This is a genomic window from Brevibacterium otitidis (genome assembly GCF_042429315.1).
In the GTDB taxonomy this organism is placed as follows: domain Bacteria; phylum Actinomycetota; class Actinomycetes; order Actinomycetales; family Brevibacteriaceae; genus Brevibacterium; species Brevibacterium otitidis.
The window spans coordinates 1-15262 of sequence record NZ_JBHMAU010000069.1; the positions used below are offsets into that span (position 1 = coordinate 1).

Below are 15262 nucleotides of genomic sequence, written 5' to 3' on the forward strand. Positions count from 1 at the left end.
ATTCCGCTCACCCGAGCCCCTGATCGGCCTCGCCATGCTCACACTCGGAGGCCACCGCCCCCTCCTGCCCGGCCGCTGAAGACCCACGGATCAGTCAGTAGAGCCGGAATTAAGCACTGAGGACATGCCGACAGACTACGTGACCACCTTGGCGACACAGCTGGAAACGGACCAGTGGATAGACTCTCTTTACGGCGGCGATTCAAGGGAGAGGCCGACATGGAGTGTTCAGATGAGGACGTAATGGCTCTTTGCAAGCTCATCAAAGAAGAGCTGGGCACCGATGAGCAGAAGCGGTTCCAGCCTGATGGGTATGGCTGCGTTGCCTTGTCCGTCATCGACGCGATCTACTCGACCGGCAACCATTATTCAGGTGTTCTGAACGTTGTTTCTCGGTATCGTGCGCGACGCTCCAGTGAGAGCGGCAGCTGCGATGAAGAGAAGTGCGAGGACACTGCGTCGGACTTGGTGGAGGCCTTCGACCGATGGGGAGGAATCGAAGGATTCGTTGAAGCAACCGCGAATCGCTGGAAGACCTCGTCGAAGAAAGGCGCTCCGTACAAGGCATACGCGGTGTATGAGGCTGCCAAAATTCTGAAAGAGCATGGACTCGAAACGCCGCACGACTTGAAGGACAAATTCTCCTGTCGTGAGAATCGCGAAAAGTCAGACGTCACTCACAAGTGGAAGGCCATTACTGGTCAGCGCAGCGACCTGACGTGGCATTACTTTCTCATGCTCGTCGGAATTCCTGGGGTCAAGGGCGATCGAATGATCACCAGTTACGTCTCACGGGCGCTAGGGAACCGCCATGTTTCGCCGACTGAAGCCTCCCGGCTCGTTGAAAGAGCCGCAGACGAACTGAACCTCGCATACGGCCGACTCGATCATGCAATGTGGCGAAAGGAATCGGGGCGCGACTTCATTGACGATTCGGCCCAAAAGTCGATGACGTGACCACCGCCTCGGCGGCGGCTTCCTCCCTCGTTACCCGAGCTCAACCATCAGCACACCGGCTGCCACGAGCACAATGCCCAATCCCATCACCCAGGTGAGCGGCTCGCGGAAGAGCAGGTGGGTCAGCACCGCGGTCAGGGCGACGCCGCCGGCGGCCCAGATGCCGTAGGCGACGGACAGATCCATGCCGCTGGCGAGCGTGAGCGACAGGCATGAGAACGCGATGACATAACCGAGACCGACGGCGACGTACCAGCCGCGGCCGGCAGTGACGGCCATGCGCAGACACAGCGTGCCGGCGACCTCGGAGACGACCGCGGCGGTGAGGAACACCCAGGCGATCATGCCGGCCCCTCAGCGGTTTCGAGCCCATCGATTGAACGATTCGCGGCGTGGGCGCCGAGCTCGATGCACAGCACCCCGGCGATGATGACGATGATGCCCGCACTCATGAGCCAAGAAAACGGCTCGGCGTAGATGATGACCGAAAACACCGCGGTGAGTGCGACCCCGAAGGCCGCCCACACGCTGTAGGCGACCCCCAGGCTGATCCCGGCGCGCAGCACCCCGGCCAGGCAGCTGAAGGCGATGAGGAACCCCGCCGCCACAGCGACATAGAGCAGCGGTTGGCTCAGGGCGCCCTTGAGCGAGAGCGAACCGGACGCCTCGGCGCCGATCGCAGCGATGAGCAGCACCCAGCCGCGCGCACGCCGCGGCGCCTCAGCAGTCTCCGCCACCGATCCCTCCCGTCATCTGCAGACCCGGCAGAACTCGGGTCAGCTCAGCGGTTCGGCGCAGGCTTCGGCAGCTCAGAGTCCAGCGGACGGGCTGCCCGGCAGGTCGGTCTGGCGTTCGCCGTAGACGAGGACGAACTCCTCGATCGCCTTGCTGACGAGGTGGGCGATATCGCGGTTGAGCTGCTCCTGCAGCCGCAGCTGCTCGGCGAGGAGTTCGGCGTGGGCTTCGCGGGCTTCATCAGCGGCTTCGAAGAGGGCTTCGCGCTCCTCTCCATCGAGGTCCGGATCACCGGCGGTGATGCGCAGGCACTGCTCGCAGCGAGCGAGCTCGCGCCGGGCCTGCTCGGCGGCTTCGGCGAGGTCGTTGAGGACGGATTGGTTGTCGAGGCAGTCTTCCCAATGGATCTGCGGCGTCATGGCTTTCACCTTTCTCGCTCCCCTGATCCAAGCATAAGCAACACCGCTGACATTCGAGCTGTGAATCGCTGATGCCCGCCTGTGGGCACGGACTGGACCCCCACCTCGGGCGCGGCCCCAACCCACCCGCCGAGATTCCGCTATTTCGGACAGCGGTTCATGCGCTGTGGCGCATCAAACAGGTGATGTACCTTACAGTGAGCGGGAGAGGCCCACCTGAACGACCGCGGAGACCCGACCATGACGACACACACCGAAGCGAGTTCCCCGACCCGGCCGCGGGGCATCTGGCGGATCTTCGTCTACTCCGCCATCGGCATCTTCATGTTCTTCGTGCCGATCACCATCGGCGGCACCAACACGATCCCACTCGACCACATCGTCACCGGCATCAAGACCTACGCCGCACCGGTCGTGCCCTTCATCGTCCTGGCGATCATCCTGCTGGGCACGGTGCGCCCATTCCTCACCGGCAGCTGGCGGGACTCACCGACCCGCACCGTGTTCTCCTTCCTCAACATCGCAGGCCTCATCGTCGCGATCCTCATCCTCACCTCACCGCCGGCCTGGCTGGCGGCTGAGGACATCGGGCCGTTCCTGTGGGAGAAGCTCGTCATCTCCGTCGGGCTCATCGTCCCGGTCGGTGCGATCTTCCTGGCGATGCTCGTCGGCTACGGGCTGATGGAGTTCATCGGCGTGCTCGTCCAGCCGATCATGCGCCCGGTCTGGCGCACTCCCGGCCGCTCGGCGATCGACGCGGTCGCCTCCTTCGTCGGGTCCTATTCCCTCGGCCTGCTCATCACCAACCGCGTCTACCACCAGGGTAAGTACACCGGTCGTGAGGCCGCGATCATCGCCACCGGCTTTTCGACGGTGTCGGCGACCTTCATGATCATCGTCGCCAGTGCGCTCGACATCATGGACCACTGGCTGCTGTACTTCTTCACCACCCTGGTCGTCACCTTCGTCGTCACCGCGATCACCGTGCGCATCCCGCCGCTGTCGACAATCCCGCAGGACTACTGGCACGAAGCGACCCCGCAGCCGGAGGAGAAGCCCACCGGCTCCCGCCTGCGCGCCGCCTGGACCGAGGCGCTCGACGCCCTCGACCGCGCCCCGAGCTTCGGCCGCAACATCTGGGTGAACTTCCGCGACGGCATCTACATGGCCGCCTCGATCCTGCCCTCGATCCTGTCGGTCGGGCTCATCGGCCTGCTGCTGGCGAAGCACACGCCGCTCTTCGAATGGTTCGGCTACCTGTTCTACCCGTTCACCTGGATCACCCGGATGAGCGAACCGCTGCTGACCGGCCAGGCGCTCTCGCTCGGCCTCGTCGAGATGTTCCTGCCCTCCACCCAGGTCGCCGATGTCGACTCGCTCGTCACCCGCTTCGTCGTCGGCATCATCTCGGTCTCAGGCATCATCTTCTTCTCCGCCATGGTGCCCTCGATCCTGGCCACCGACATCCCGATCAAGCTGTGGCACCTCGTCGTCATCTGGTTCGAACGCGTCGCCCTGTCGATCCTCATCGCCGCCCCGCTGGCCCACCTGCTGCTCTAGTCCGGCATAATTGGGGTGAGATGTGATGAACGTCTCGTTGAGAAAGTCGCCTGGCTTTCGACGATCGTGCTAGACTTCGCCTATCTGCATGACCACCACTCTTGTGAAGGCCCGGCGTAGCTGACGTGCGGGTTCCCCTCTAATCCCTAAATATTCGGAGTTCTCATGCGCATGATTCTCGCGTCCGTTTTTTCGATTGTTTTCTTGGTTTCAGGATTCGCAGTTCCAGCCAGCGCCAACCTCGGGCAGGTCGAGGGCGGCTGGCGGGAGGACGGTGGTTACTTCACCTCACCTTCGCCATCGACGAGTTCGGACCGCGTGGCTTCTGCTGCTAGGGGATCTGTCAATCACCGTGGGAAGGCAGAAGAGAAGATCATTCGAGGTACTACCCACAAGCGCTCGCATGGCTGGACAACCTGGAAAGGCGTGCGTCATTACACCACTGCTCGCCTGGAGCACTACCACGGGGGTGGGGTCATCACCTCGTCCGGTCGGCAGTGGGGCGTCAACGGAACTGAAGCTGTGACGAAATGGCGAGCATTCAATCCGCACGCCAAGAGTAACGGGTACGGCAAAGCTCGGACCTATTATGGCCGCTGACTGTGCGTCATAGCCAACGGTTGTGAACCGACGACACTCCGGCGCGGTGCGCTTCCTGCCAGCGATCAGGCTGGTAGTCATTCTCTCCGTCCTCGGATCCCTGATGGTGTCCCTGCTTGTCTTCCATCGGCAGCAGCAGGCGCTGCTGCTGGAAGGCAATGATCTGCTGTCCGGTGACGCGGTCCTCGTCAAGAACGCCGACAGGCCTCTGTCACAGGTCATCTCAGCTCTAGGGCCTGATGCACGGCTCATCACCGTTCCCGATGCGGAGGGCGTTCGGTTTATCCACGCGGTTGACGTCACCCGTGTCCCATTGCCGATCTACTCCGGACGCGGGTTCACAGCCGGCGAGACAGCCGCCGTCGTCGGTGCCGGGGTCAGCACCGAGCCGGCGAAGCCGACCGGTCCCTTCGCGGGAGCGGAGACGATTGCGCTTGACGGAAACCGCTATCCGGTCGTCGGGCGGCTGGGTGGCTCGTCAGCGAGCCTGTTGTCGACGACAGTTCTTGTGCAGGATTCCGCTGCCCTCGCACGCCGCGGCGGCGCGTCGGTCTACATCGATGCCCCCGAGGCAGTTCGCCGAGTACCGGAACTGCTGCCGAACGCCCAGGTGGAGAAGGTCCAGCCGGGCGTCGCCCAGCGCACCTCGGTCGACTTCTTCTCGCCGGTGGTTTTCACCTTGGGCATCGTCGTCATCGGTCTCGGGTGGATGAGCGCCGGAGTCCAGTGGAGTCTGTCCCGCAGGGAGCACTACCGGTTCGACCGGCTGCTGGGTCGGACTCGACTGACCTGCCTGTGCCGCCTGTTCGCGCTTCCCCTCACACTTGCCGCTGCAGCAGTGCTCAGTGCATATGCGGTGAGCCGGGCAGTGTTCGCTGTTGCTGTTCCGACCCTGCACGCCGGGGCCGTCGCAGCTGCGCTGATGGTGTTCATGGCGGTGGCGGTCATCGTGCCGACACGCTGGGGAGAGAGGAACGTCCTGTGAGCGAGGTGCTCTTCGACCTGCGACGCAACGGTGTCATCATGATGCTCAAAGCCGCTCTCGTGGCTGCGCTGTTCCTGGGCGTCCACACTGTCATCGCATTCAGCTTCGATACGGATGAGGCCCTCGATCAGCACTTCTCCGCATCGGCTGACACCAACATGTACGGCATTCTCGACAGCCTGGCGGAAGGGGACGCTTTCGCGGAGTTCCGCGAGTCACCCCAGAAGCTCACGCAGCTGGCTGACTTCTACCACGAGCTCAACTCCAACAGCACCCTCAAGCACCTGTCCGTCTTCAATCAGAGTCTTCCGGTGCGCAACTTCACCGGTGGGCCGACATTCGAGCACGGCTACGGCACTGAGTTGGCAACCGCCGGCGCCTATTACGATGAGGTGCTCGGCGGCACCGCAACACCAGCAACATCTGTGCAGCTCAACCGCAGTGCCTACGAGTTCTATCAGCTGGATGTCGCAGCCGGGCAGAGCATCGACTTCTCGACAGTCGACTACAGCAGCGGCACGATTCCCGTGGTCCTCGGCAGCGATTATGCCGGCGTGTACGACATCGGAGACACCCTCACGGCCTCGCTGTACTTCCAGAAGTTCGATCTCCGAGTGGTCGGAATCCTCGAGAGATCCGCAGCTGTCTACTTCGACGGCGACATCAACCACTACCTCAGCAACGCAATCGTCGTGCCCTACCCGGACCGCATCCCGGCCATCACCCCGGAGAACCAATACTTCTGCGGAATTCTGTCGTTTGCGATGCTCGGCGGAACGCTGGCAGCACCGCAGGACACCTCAGCCGAGGAGGTGCTGAACCTGCTGGGACAGATCTCCGATCGCACAGGGTTTCACGACTACGCAGTGCAGAACCTGCCGCAGTACCTCGTCTCCTTCACCGCAGTCCGTTCGCTCATCACCTCCAATGCGGATCTGCTCGTCATGATCGAGGTGCTGACAGGGATTGGAGTCGCAGTGCTCGCCATCGCAGCCAATGTCACGATGCTCGCCCGCCGGCGAGCGGTGACGGGGTATGCGGTAACCCTCGGCACGCCCCGACAGTTGATTCGCGTGATGCACTCACGGATGTGGGCGGTGGAGCTTGCCGGCACCGTGCTGCTGCTTGTCGTCGGCACTGCCGTGACACCTGGGGCTACGCCATACGCACTCGGCTTGACAGCTGCACTGCTCGCAGTATGGGTCGCCGCGGATCTCGGGGTTCAGCATCGGCTTCTCACCCGAATGCTCTCCCAGCTGACCACGCGCATGTCAGGTCACGACCACGGCGTTGCTGAACCCATGTCGTCGAGGGAGGATACCCGCCATGCTGACGCTTGAGAACATCCACAAGACCATCACGGAACCGAACGGTGAGGTGCGGACGCTGTTCGACGGTCTCAACCTCTCGATCAGCGCTGGCGGCGCCGCCACGGCCATCCTGGGCCGCAGCGGGTCGGGGAAGTCGACGCTGCTGCGGATTCTGGCTGGCCTCGACAACGATTACTCGGGAACATATGCCTTCAACGGCCGCGTCCTGCCGAGAACGGCGGCAGCACGTGACCGGCACCGCTTTGAGCACATCGGCATCGTCACCCAGGACTACCAGCTGCTGACAGACCGCAGTGTGCGCCAGAACGTCATGGCGGGCATGACGCGCAGACGCGCTGATGCCCGCGAACTCGCAGCAGATCTGCTCGACCTCGTCGGACTGTCCGGATACGGCCGCCGGCGCGTCGGCGACCTCTCCGGTGGTGAAGCTCAGCGTGTGGCGATCGCACGCGCTCTGGCCAAGGATCCGGAGATAGTACTCGCCGATGAGCCCACTGGCGCGCTCGATGCTGACACCGAGAATGAAATCCTCGATCTCTTCGAGCACCTGCAGGAGACCGGGGTGGTGTTCGTCATTGCGACCCACAGCGAGGCGGTCGCCGAGCGGTGCCAACGCCGTCTGCGTATCGACGACGCCGTGCTGCGAACGGGATCCTGACCTATCTGACCCCGGCCGTGCGACACTGATGCCATGACCGAGTCGCTCACCCGCCTGACCACTCGCGATGGTGCGGAATTCGCCGTCCGCCGCGCCACCGCAGGCGACCTTCCAGCGATCGTCGCGCTGCTCGCCGACGACCCGCTTGGCCAGTCACGCGAGTCCGCCACTGTCGATGACGCCTACCAGCAGGCCTTCGACGCTATCGACGCCGATCCCGGTCAGCTCCTCCTCGTCATCGAACCTGACTTCCACAATTTTTGGGGTTTTCTTCGCGTCTGGAACTGTTTGCGCTGGTCAGCGTGTTGCGCGGTTCGCTCGTGGGTAACTACATGGTGTCTAGAATGGGGTTATGAGCCCGTCTGTCCGTCGTGTTCCTGGAAGACCGGGAGTCACGCTTGTGCAGATCGTGGACAAGCCTGGCGGGCAGTACACGCTCGTTAAGCATATTGGTCCGGCTCGAACTGAAGCGGAACTGGCTGTGATGATGGACGAAGCGCGGGAGTTCCTCAATCCCGGCCAAGGTGTTTCGGACTTCGATGCTGTCGGCTCCGCAGCGGTCGGACATACCGTCGCTGCCGCCGACCCAATCAGCGAAGACGTCGCTCACATCCGCGTCGCAATCACACCGCCTGGGTAACTACAGTTGTGGAAGTCAGGTCGAAACCCCTGGCCCCGCGCCCGAGGTGGTGGGCACCTGCCAGCTGACCTTCATTCCCGGCATCTCCCGGCATGCTGCGTGCCCAGATCGAAGCTGTGCGCATCCGTGCCGACCACAGCGGACAGGGCCTGGGCACCGCGCTCTTCACGTGGGCGATCGCCCACGCCGGCTCCCGCGGCTGTGGCCTCGTCCAGCTCACCACCGATCGCTCCCGCACCGACGCCCACCGCTTCTACGACCGCCTCGGCTTCACCGCCAGTCACACCGGCTACAAGCTGCTGCTGTCCGCCGACAGCTGAGCCGGGCTCCAGCCATGCGACTCGTCCAGCAGCGATGATACGATGAGACGGATAACAGCTGGACTTCTGCATACGTGGGGTTTCCGGCCTGATCGTCGGCGGAGGCATGATGAGCGCCGGTGCGCTATTGCGCGACACACTGAGATTTCACTGGCGACCCCTGACCGCCGCTGCTGGGCTCTCAGTTGTCGGCGCACTGTTGAGCCTCGGGCAGCCGCTAGTGGTCAACCATCTCATCGAGTCGATCAGCGCCGGAACAGGCACAGCCTCCCTGACGACGTGGATCGCCGGGCTGGTCCTGCTCGTCATCGGGGCCGCTGTCGTCGACGCGGGTGCCCAGCTGCTGGTGACACGAACAGCAGAGTCGGCCATCCGTCGCCTGCGCAGCACGATTGTGCTGCGCGTGCTCCGACTGCCGATGCGCGTGCTTGACCGGCAGCGTTCCGGTGACCTCGTCACTCGCGTCGGATCCGACGCCACTCTGGTGCGAGAGATGTTCACCGGCGGTCTTGTCGACGTCTTCGGCGGCCTGCTGCTCTTCGTCGGCGCCATCGCCGCCATGGTGTGGATCGACCCGGTCATGCTCGCAATCGTCCTGGGCATCGGCGGTACGGCGGTCATCGTCGTCATCGCAGCATCGGCGAAGATTCAGACGCTGACCCTGCAGGCCCAGAATGCCGTCGGCGAACTGTCTGCGCAGTTGGACCGTGCGATCTCGGCGGTGCGTACGATCCGCGCGGCGAACGCTGAACAGCGGGTTGGCGCAGACATGGATGCAATGGCCGACCGCGCCTACTATCGGGGAGTGCGCATCGCCCGAATCGAAGCGATGCTCGGGCCGGTCAGTGGCCTGACTCTGCAGGTGGCTTTCCTCGCCGTGCTCGGCATCGGCGGCATGCGGGTGGCGACAGGAGCGATCAGTGTCGCGGACCTCGTCTCCTTCATCCTCTTCCTGTTCCTCATCGCCGCCCCGCTCGGCCAGGCATTCTCTGCGATCACCACCGTACGCGCAGCCCTTGGAGCTTTCGAGCGAATCCACGCAACGGTGAGCCTGCCGCTCGAAGGCGAGCAGGATCCACCGCACCCAGCCGGCTGCACACACGAGCTCGGGCCGCGCAACGAGATCTCGGCACACGCTGTCGGATTCGCATACGAACCCGGCCGACCCGTGCTCACGGACGTCAGCTTCAGCATCGCCGACGGGTCCACAACTGCGATCGTCGGCCCTTCCGGGTCCGGGAAATCGACACTGCTGGCGCTGCTCGAGCGCTTCTACGATCCTGATTCAGGTGTGCTGTCGATCGACGGCACCGACATCACCTCGGTCTCTCGCCAGCAGCTGCGCACACGCATCGGCTATGTCGAGCAGCAGCCGCCGGCATTGGCCGGGACCGTGCGAGAGAACCTGCTCCTCGGCGCACCTGCCGCCACCGACGAAGAATGCGCCTCCGTCCTGGCCGCAGTGCGTCTGACCGATCGCTTCGACGCAGCCGAGGGGCTGGACACACAGCTCGGAGAGCGCGGCGTTAATCTCTCCGGCGGGCAGCGACAGCGCCTGGCGCTCGCTCGCACACTGCTGGCAGATCCCGGCATCCTGCTGCTCGATGAGCCGACCGCCAGTGTCGACTCGCTGACCGAAGAGGTCATCCAGGACGCCATCGCCCGGCACAGCCACAACCGCACCACCGTCATCGTCGCCCACCGTCTGTCCACGGTCACCGCCGCCGATCAGATCCTCGTCCTCGCCGACGGTCAGATCGAAGCTGCCGGCACGCATACCGAACTGCTGGAAACGAGCTCCCTCTATCGCGATCTCGCCGACCGTCAACTGCTCACCTGAACCCGGCCACCTCGCTGGCAGACACGACCGCGCCCGAGGCGGGTCCCACCTCGGGCGCGGATCTCACGCACGCAGCACGATCGGGTCGCCCATGAGCGCGCGGGTGCGAGCGGATCATGGGGTGACCGGCGCATCGGAGCCGGCGTTGACGCCCTTGCGCTTGAGCCAGTCGTGCGGGTCGATGAACCCGGTGTTCGTCACGGACGTCCACTTCGCACCGTTCGGCTCATCGCTGTTGACCATGACACCGAAGTGCAGGTGCGGGCCGGTGCTGTTGCCGGTGTTGCCGGCCTTGCCGACGACGGTGCCGGCCTCGACCGTGTCACCGGGCTTGACGTCGACGGCGCTCAGGTGGCCGTAGTAGCTGTACATCTCATCGCCGCCGATCTCGCCGTGCTTGACGACAACGCCGTTGCCGGTGTGGTGCTTGAGCGCGGAGCTCAGGCTCGTATCGCCGACCTTCTTGCCGGTCTCGACGCGCAGCACCTCGCCGGCGAGCAGGCCGATGCCGGCCGCGGTGCCGACAGCGGCAGCGAGCAGGGTGCCGCGGCGCTGGGTGGCGGTTGCTGCACCCGTGGCGGCGGTGGTGGAGGCAGTGTTCTGGGGGATGGGGAGTGCGGGGGACATGGAGCTCATCGCCCTTTCTGAGGATTGGGATCTGATTTCTCCGGGCCGGCGTGTGTGGCCGGGTTGGCCGTGGGGAACCGGCCATAGATTCAGCCAAACAAGCGAATCTCCACGCTGCGTCAGTCCAGCCTCAGAGTTCCCTGGCCGAGCGTCCAGACTGAGTTCCCAGGCCGAGCCCCCTGAGCGGAGGACGTCCCCGCGGGGACGTCGTGGGCCCGGGCGGTGGCATAGGCTGGCGGGGTGAATGTCTCAGCTGCCCTGTTCGTCCTGGACCTCGTCGGCGTCTTCGCCTTCGCGATCTCCGGCAATCTGCTGGCCGCGCGTAAGAACTTCGACATCACCGGCGGTGTGGTCCTCGGGTTCCTCGCCAGCCTGGGCGGCGGCATCATCCGCGACGTCATCCTCGGCCAGACGCCCACCGCGCTGCGCGACCCGATCTATCTGCTCATTCCGCTGCTCGCGGCCCTCATCGTCTACTTCATCGGCCGGCACACCGAACGCGCGCGTCTGCCGATCGTCGTCGCCGATGCCGCAGGGCTCGCGCTCTTCTGCACCACCGGCACGATCATCGCCCTCGAAAACGGCATGAACATCTACGGCTCGATCATGCTCGGCATCATCACCGCTGCCGGCGGGGGACTCATGCGCGATGTCGTCGCCAATGAGATCCCGGCGGTGTTCTCCGGCTCCGAGCTCTACATCATTCCCGCGTTCAGCGGTGCGCTGCTCGCCGTCCTCGGCCACCAGACCGGCATCTGGAACACCTGGGTGACGATCGGTGCCGCCGGCTTCGTCTTCGCCTTCCGCCTCATCGCGTGGTTCCGCGGCTGGCGGGCCCCGGGCAGCATGCGCGACTGGACCTACCGCGGGGTGGGCGCAGGGATGCGGCGCACCGCCTCGGCCTTCCGCGCCCCCGTGCGCCGCGGCAGGAGCACCGGCGAGGACGACGCCACGGGCACCGGCGACGAGCGCCCGCCCAGCTCGGCACAGTGAGCTCGCACCAGCCGGAACTCTGACAGGCCGGCACGACGTCCCCGCGGGGACGTGCCCGAGCCTCGGTAACGTCCCCGCGGCGACGTCTGCAGGGGTTCGGCTCAGCTCGGCTCCAACTCCTCGAGGGTCTCATCGAGGGCGGCGAAGAACACCTCGGCCTCGGCTGAGTCGAAGACCAGCGGCGGGCGGATCTTGAGCACATCGGCGCCCGGTCCCGAGGCGGAGATGAGCACCCGGCGTCGCCGCAGTCCGTTGACAATGGCCGCGGCGGTCGCCGCATCGGCGGTGTCGACGCCGATGAACAGGCCGGCCGCACGCACCTGGCCGAGCAGCTCGGTGCGTCCGGCACGAACGGCTAAGCCGTCGGCGAGCACCTGGCCGAGCTGCCGCGCATGCGCCGGCAGCCGCTGCTCGCTGACGACGTCGAGGACCGCGTGGGCTGCGGCGACGCAGACCGGCGACCCGCCGAAGGTGTTGAAATAGCGCACCCGCCGGCCGAACTCATCGGAGACCTCACGGCGGCTGACGACCGCCGAGATCGGCATCCCATTGCCCATCGGCTTGCCGAGCACCACCAGATCCGGGATCATGTCGTGCCGGGAGAATCCCCACATCGTGCCGGTGCGGCCGAACCCCGGCTGCACCTCATCGGCGATGACGATCCCACCGAAGGCCCGCGCGACATCCGCCGCAGCGGCTAAGCCGCCCACCGGGTCCGGCAGCACGCCATCGGAGGAGAAGATCGAGTCGCACAGCAGGGCCGCCACCCCGTGCCCGCGGGCCTCCAGCTCGGCGGCCGCCTGCCGCACCCGGGCGGCCAGGGTCTCCACGCTCATTTCGGGACGCATCTTGACAGTCGCAACCGCCTCGGCGACGGGATTGTTGACCCCCAGGCTCGGCGACAGACCGGCCGCCAGCGCGGTCGTGCCGTGGTAGGCGTGGGCGGAGATGATGACTCCTTCGCGCCCGGTGGCGAACCGGGCCATGCGCACCGCCAGGTCCACCGCCTCGGACCCGGAGCAGGCGTAGGTGACTTGGTCGAGTGCGGCCGGGAAGGTCTCCAGGAGGGCGTCGGAGTAGTCGAGGATCCCCTCGGTGAGGTAGCGGGTGTGCGTATTGAGCCGTCCGAGCTGCCGGGTCACCGCCTCGGTCACGGCCGGATGCGAGTGCCCGATCGCCGGGACGTTGTTGTACATGTCCAGGTGCGGGCGCCCGGCGGAGTCGTAGAGCCAGGCGCCTTCGGCGCGCACGACCTCGACCGGCTGCCGGTAGAACAGCCGGTAGCTGGCCGAGAGCACCGCGTCTCGCCGGGTGAGCAGCTCGGTGGTGCGAGCCGACACCTCGGGAGCGGATTCGGGATCGAAGGCGTTGGCCATGTGCATCTGCGCCATGGCCCCAGCGTCCCACATCCGCGGCCCGGACGGTACAGATTCCTCGCGCCCGACCCGATACCCTGAACGTATGAACCGGCCGCTGCACACGCTCACCGCTGGCGAGATCGCCGACATCTGCGGCACGCACTTCGGTCTCGACGCCGAGGTGGGCGATTTCCTGCCCGGTGAGATCGCCATCAACGTCCGCCTGCGCGCTGATGGACGCGACTGGGTCCTCAAGGCCGAATACCCCACCCGCACGATGGGGCCCGGGCACATCGGCTGGATCACCCGCGTGCAGGACACCGCCGCGCGTGCCGGTCTGCCGGTCGCTGCTCAGGTGCCGGCCCTGGACGGCTCGCATGTCGCGGCCGTCGACGTCCCCGCGGGGACGCAGCCGGCGCTCATGCGCATCCAGGAGTATCTGCCCGGCCGGGTCGCCGCCGGCAGTCAGCTGCCGGCCGACTACCCCGAGCAGGTCGGACGCACCGCAGCCCGGATGGTCACCGCGCTGGCGGAGATGGTTGGCGAACCGGGACCCGTGCAGCATCCCTGGTCCTTTGAGACCACCGGCGCGAATGTCCTCTTCGCCTGCCAGCGGATCGGCAGCCTGGAGGCGTCCGGGCATGTGCCGGCCGAGGTCAGCGGGCAGCTCTCCGGCGATCTGGCGCTCGCCCGCGCCGCCGCCCAGCGCTTCGAGGCCGAGATCGTCCCGCAGCTTGACGGGCTCACTCGCCAGGTGCTCCACCAGGACCTCAACGACTTCAATCTGCTCGTCGAGGACGGGCAGATCAGCGGCATCATCGACTTCGGCGACGCCCGCACCGCCCCGCGGGTGGCCGAACCGGCGATCGCCGCGGCCTATACGATGCTCGGCACCGACCGGCCGCTGGCCGCCCTGCGCCAGACCGTGGCGGCCTATCAGGAGGCGGCGACCGGCACCTCGGCGGAGCTCGACGACACAGAACTGAGCCTCATCGAGCATGCGGCCATCACCCGGCTGTGCCTCAATGCCTGCATCTGGACCTCGCGCACCCTCACCGCCCCGCCGGACGACCGCCGGGCGGCCTATGGGCGTGAGCGGATGAAGCGCACCTGGCCGGTGCTGCGCGAGGTGCTCCCATGACCCCGCCGGACGGCTGGTCGGCTGCGCTGATCGGGGCGCTCGGCATCGAGCCGTGGCGGATCCCGATCGTCATCGCCTCTGCCGTCATCATCTATGCCGTGTTCGTCGTGCTGCTGCGGATCTTCGGCGCCCGGGTCCTGACGGGCATCACGAGCTTCGACGCCGTCGTCGTCATCATGGTCGGCGCAGTCGCCGGCCGCGTCATCATCGGCCACCCGCCCACGGTGGCCACCGGCGCGATCGGGCTCGTCACCCTCATGTGCCTGGAGGCGCTCACCGGGGCGATGCGGCAGTCGCTGCCGATGCGCCGGGCGCTGAACAATCAGCCGACCCTCATCGTGGCCAATGGGGTGCCGCTCAAGCGCGTCATGCGCCGCGTGCACGTCACGCTCGAAGATGTGCAGATCGCCCTGCGCAGGGCGGGGCTGGGGCGGCTGCAGGATGCGCAGTGTGTCATCCTGGAGCCGAGCGGAGTGTTCAGCGTCATCCCCGTCGGCACCCCGGTCGACCGGTCGATGATGCAGGGTGTGGCCGGCGCCGATGCGCTGCGCGGCACATGGACGAGCCCGGGCGGAAGCACCCGCACGGTCATCGAGGACACCGTCACCCAGCGCCGGCACCCGCAGTCGGGCCGGACGGAAAGAGGAGAGCAGAGCGTATGAGCAGTGAGATGAGCCGCAGGCGGATGGTGCAGCTGACGACGCTGGCCGGTGGTGCCGTGGGCGTGGGCGGCAGCGTGATGCTGTCCGGTTGCGCCGGCGCCGAGGAGGAGGTCGCCGAACCGTCGACCGTTTCCGCAGCCGAGGTGCCGGTGGGCTCCGGCACGGTCGTCGACGACCGCTATGTCGTCGTCCAACCGACCGAAGGCGAGTTCTACGCCTACACCGCTGTCTGCCCGCATCAGGGATGCCTCGTGCAGACGGTCACCGAAGAGGAGATCATCTGCCCCTGCCACAGCTCCCGGTTCTCACCGACGACCGGTGAGCCGCTCTCCGGGCCGGTCGATTCCGGCCTCGCCGAGGCGAAAGTCGAGCAGTCCGGCGAGGAGCTCACCATCAGCATGGGCTGAGCTCAGGGTGCGGCGGCTGAGCTCAGGGT

General features: G+C 65.9%; 18 protein-coding genes. 13 read left to right on the top strand and 5 right to left on the bottom strand.

What is annotated here, in order from left to right; genetic code table 11:
* Positions 1 to 243: 243 nt before the first annotated feature.
* Positions 244 to 957, top strand: coding sequence for a DUF8548 family protein (locus ACFFN1_RS11270; RefSeq protein WP_376840841.1), 714 nt, complete (start codon positions 244 to 246; stop codon positions 955 to 957).
* Positions 958 to 987: 30 nt separating this feature from the next.
* On the opposite strand, the gene ACFFN1_RS11275 is transcribed toward ACFFN1_RS11270, so the two are convergent.
* From ACFFN1_RS11275 to ACFFN1_RS11285, 3 genes are all read right to left on the bottom strand, one after another.
* Positions 988 to 1302 (bottom strand): DMT family transporter, encoded by a 315-nt coding sequence (locus ACFFN1_RS11275; RefSeq protein WP_446680476.1) that lies wholly within the window; start codon positions 1300 to 1302, stop codon positions 988 to 990.
* The gene (locus tag ACFFN1_RS11280) at positions 1299 to 1694 is read right to left on the bottom strand and encodes a DMT family transporter (protein WP_376840842.1); all 396 of its coding nucleotides are present in this window, start codon (positions 1692 to 1694) and stop codon (positions 1299 to 1301) included. Before ACFFN1_RS11280 ends, ACFFN1_RS11275 begins: the two co-directional genes overlap by 4 nt.
* A gap of 72 nt (positions 1695 to 1766) precedes the next feature.
* Complete coding sequence (locus ACFFN1_RS11285) at positions 1767 to 2111, bottom strand: hypothetical protein (protein WP_376840843.1); 345 nt, start codon at positions 2109 to 2111, stop codon at positions 1767 to 1769.
* A 240-nt stretch (positions 2112 to 2351) separates the two neighbouring features.
* Between ACFFN1_RS11285 and ACFFN1_RS11290 the strand changes: the two genes are divergently transcribed.
* The 8 genes from ACFFN1_RS11290 (at position 2352) to ACFFN1_RS11325 (ending at position 10045) form a co-directional block, all read left to right on the top strand.
* Entirely contained in the window at positions 2352 to 3671 is a 1320-nt protein-coding gene (locus ACFFN1_RS11290) for a YjiH family protein (protein ID WP_376840844.1), read from the top strand.
* Positions 3672 to 3836: 165 nt separating this feature from the next.
* On the top strand, positions 3837 to 4271 hold the full coding sequence (locus ACFFN1_RS11295) for a hypothetical protein (protein ID WP_376840845.1): 435 nt from the start codon (positions 3837 to 3839) through the stop codon (positions 4269 to 4271).
* A gap of 22 nt (positions 4272 to 4293) precedes the next feature.
* Positions 4294 to 5256: a hypothetical protein gene (locus ACFFN1_RS11300; RefSeq protein WP_376840846.1), complete on the top strand. Its 963-nt coding sequence runs from the start codon at positions 4294 to 4296 to the stop codon at positions 5254 to 5256.
* Positions 5253 to 6596: a hypothetical protein gene (locus ACFFN1_RS11305; RefSeq protein ID WP_376840847.1), complete on the top strand. Its 1344-nt coding sequence runs from the start codon at positions 5253 to 5255 to the stop codon at positions 6594 to 6596. The genes ACFFN1_RS11300 and ACFFN1_RS11305 overlap by 4 nt, the downstream gene beginning before the upstream one ends.
* Complete coding sequence (locus tag ACFFN1_RS11310; RefSeq protein ID WP_376840848.1) at positions 6583 to 7245, top strand: ABC transporter ATP-binding protein; 663 nt, start codon at positions 6583 to 6585, stop codon at positions 7243 to 7245. Before ACFFN1_RS11305 ends, ACFFN1_RS11310 begins: the two co-directional genes overlap by 14 nt.
* 352 nt (positions 7246 to 7597) lie before the next feature.
* Complete coding sequence (locus tag ACFFN1_RS11315) at positions 7598 to 7885, top strand: hypothetical protein (protein WP_376840850.1); 288 nt, start codon at positions 7598 to 7600, stop codon at positions 7883 to 7885.
* 92 nt (positions 7886 to 7977) lie between these two features.
* A complete protein-coding gene (locus ACFFN1_RS11320) occupies positions 7978 to 8205 on the top strand; it encodes a GNAT family N-acetyltransferase (protein ID WP_376840852.1) in 228 nt (75 codons plus the stop codon).
* Between the two features lie 109 nt (positions 8206 to 8314).
* Positions 8315 to 10045, top strand: a complete 1731-nt coding sequence (locus tag ACFFN1_RS11325; protein ID WP_376840853.1) for an ABC transporter ATP-binding protein — start codon at positions 8315 to 8317, stop codon at positions 10043 to 10045.
* Between the two features lie 114 nt (positions 10046 to 10159).
* Here ACFFN1_RS11325 and ACFFN1_RS11330 read toward each other — a convergent pair whose 3' ends face one another.
* Positions 10160 to 10672, bottom strand: coding sequence for a M23 family metallopeptidase (locus ACFFN1_RS11330; RefSeq protein ID WP_376840855.1), 513 nt, complete (start codon positions 10670 to 10672; stop codon positions 10160 to 10162).
* A 240-nt stretch (positions 10673 to 10912) separates the two neighbouring features.
* Between ACFFN1_RS11330 and ACFFN1_RS11335 the strand changes: the two genes are divergently transcribed.
* Entirely contained in the window at positions 10913 to 11665 is a 753-nt protein-coding gene (locus ACFFN1_RS11335) for a trimeric intracellular cation channel family protein (protein ID WP_376840856.1), read from the top strand.
* Positions 11666 to 11766: 101 nt separating this feature from the next.
* Here ACFFN1_RS11335 and ACFFN1_RS11340 read toward each other — a convergent pair whose 3' ends face one another.
* Positions 11767 to 13056, bottom strand: a complete 1290-nt coding sequence (locus ACFFN1_RS11340) for an aspartate aminotransferase family protein (protein ID WP_376840858.1) — start codon at positions 13054 to 13056, stop codon at positions 11767 to 11769.
* A gap of 70 nt (positions 13057 to 13126) precedes the next feature.
* Here ACFFN1_RS11340 and ACFFN1_RS11345 point away from each other — a divergent pair, with 70 nt between their 5' ends.
* Genes ACFFN1_RS11345 through ACFFN1_RS11355 form a run of 3 tightly spaced genes read left to right on the top strand, consistent with a single transcriptional unit; the run spans position 13127 to position 15233 of the window.
* Complete coding sequence (locus ACFFN1_RS11345) at positions 13127 to 14164, top strand: phosphotransferase (RefSeq protein ID WP_376840859.1); 1038 nt, start codon at positions 13127 to 13129, stop codon at positions 14162 to 14164.
* On the top strand, positions 14161 to 14826 hold the full coding sequence (locus tag ACFFN1_RS11350; protein ID WP_376840861.1) for a DUF421 domain-containing protein: 666 nt from the start codon (positions 14161 to 14163) through the stop codon (positions 14824 to 14826). Before ACFFN1_RS11345 ends, ACFFN1_RS11350 begins: the two co-directional genes overlap by 4 nt.
* Positions 14823 to 15233: a Rieske (2Fe-2S) protein gene (locus tag ACFFN1_RS11355; protein WP_376840862.1), complete on the top strand. Its 411-nt coding sequence runs from the start codon at positions 14823 to 14825 to the stop codon at positions 15231 to 15233. Before ACFFN1_RS11350 ends, ACFFN1_RS11355 begins: the two co-directional genes overlap by 4 nt.
* Positions 15234 to 15262 lie beyond the last annotated feature (29 nt).

Bases quoted from the DNA above. Each gene is read 5' to 3' on its own strand.
- ACFFN1_RS11315 (WP_376840850.1), top strand. From the start codon at position 7,598: ATGAGCCCGTCTGTCCGTCGTGTTCCTGGAAGACCGGGAGTCACGCTT.
- ACFFN1_RS11340 (WP_376840858.1), bottom strand. From the start codon at position 13,056: ATGGCGCAGATGCACATGGCCAACGCCTTCGATCCCGAATCCGCTCCC.
- ACFFN1_RS11290 (WP_376840844.1), top strand. From the start codon at position 2,352: ATGACGACACACACCGAAGCGAGTTCCCCGACCCGGCCGCGGGGCATC.
- ACFFN1_RS11270 (WP_376840841.1), top strand. From the start codon at position 244: ATGGCTCTTTGCAAGCTCATCAAAGAAGAGCTGGGCACCGATGAGCAG.
- ACFFN1_RS11330 (WP_376840855.1), bottom strand. From the start codon at position 10,672: ATGTCCCCCGCACTCCCCATCCCCCAGAACACTGCCTCCACCACCGCC.
- ACFFN1_RS11345 (WP_376840859.1), top strand. From the start codon at position 13,127: ATGAACCGGCCGCTGCACACGCTCACCGCTGGCGAGATCGCCGACATC.
- ACFFN1_RS11310 (WP_376840848.1), top strand. From the start codon at position 6,583: ATGCTGACGCTTGAGAACATCCACAAGACCATCACGGAACCGAACGGT.
- ACFFN1_RS11325 (WP_376840853.1), top strand. From the start codon at position 8,315: ATGAGCGCCGGTGCGCTATTGCGCGACACACTGAGATTTCACTGGCGA.
- ACFFN1_RS11355 (WP_376840862.1), top strand. From the start codon at position 14,823: ATGAGCAGTGAGATGAGCCGCAGGCGGATGGTGCAGCTGACGACGCTG.
- ACFFN1_RS11350 (WP_376840861.1), top strand. From the start codon at position 14,161: ATGACCCCGCCGGACGGCTGGTCGGCTGCGCTGATCGGGGCGCTCGGC.
- ACFFN1_RS11320 (WP_376840852.1), top strand. From the start codon at position 7,978: ATGCTGCGTGCCCAGATCGAAGCTGTGCGCATCCGTGCCGACCACAGC.
- ACFFN1_RS11285 (WP_376840843.1), bottom strand. From the start codon at position 2,111: ATGACGCCGCAGATCCATTGGGAAGACTGCCTCGACAACCAATCCGTC.
- ACFFN1_RS11275 (WP_446680476.1), bottom strand. From the start codon at position 1,302: ATGATCGCCTGGGTGTTCCTCACCGCCGCGGTCGTCTCCGAGGTCGCC.
- ACFFN1_RS11295 (WP_376840845.1), top strand. From the start codon at position 3,837: ATGCGCATGATTCTCGCGTCCGTTTTTTCGATTGTTTTCTTGGTTTCA.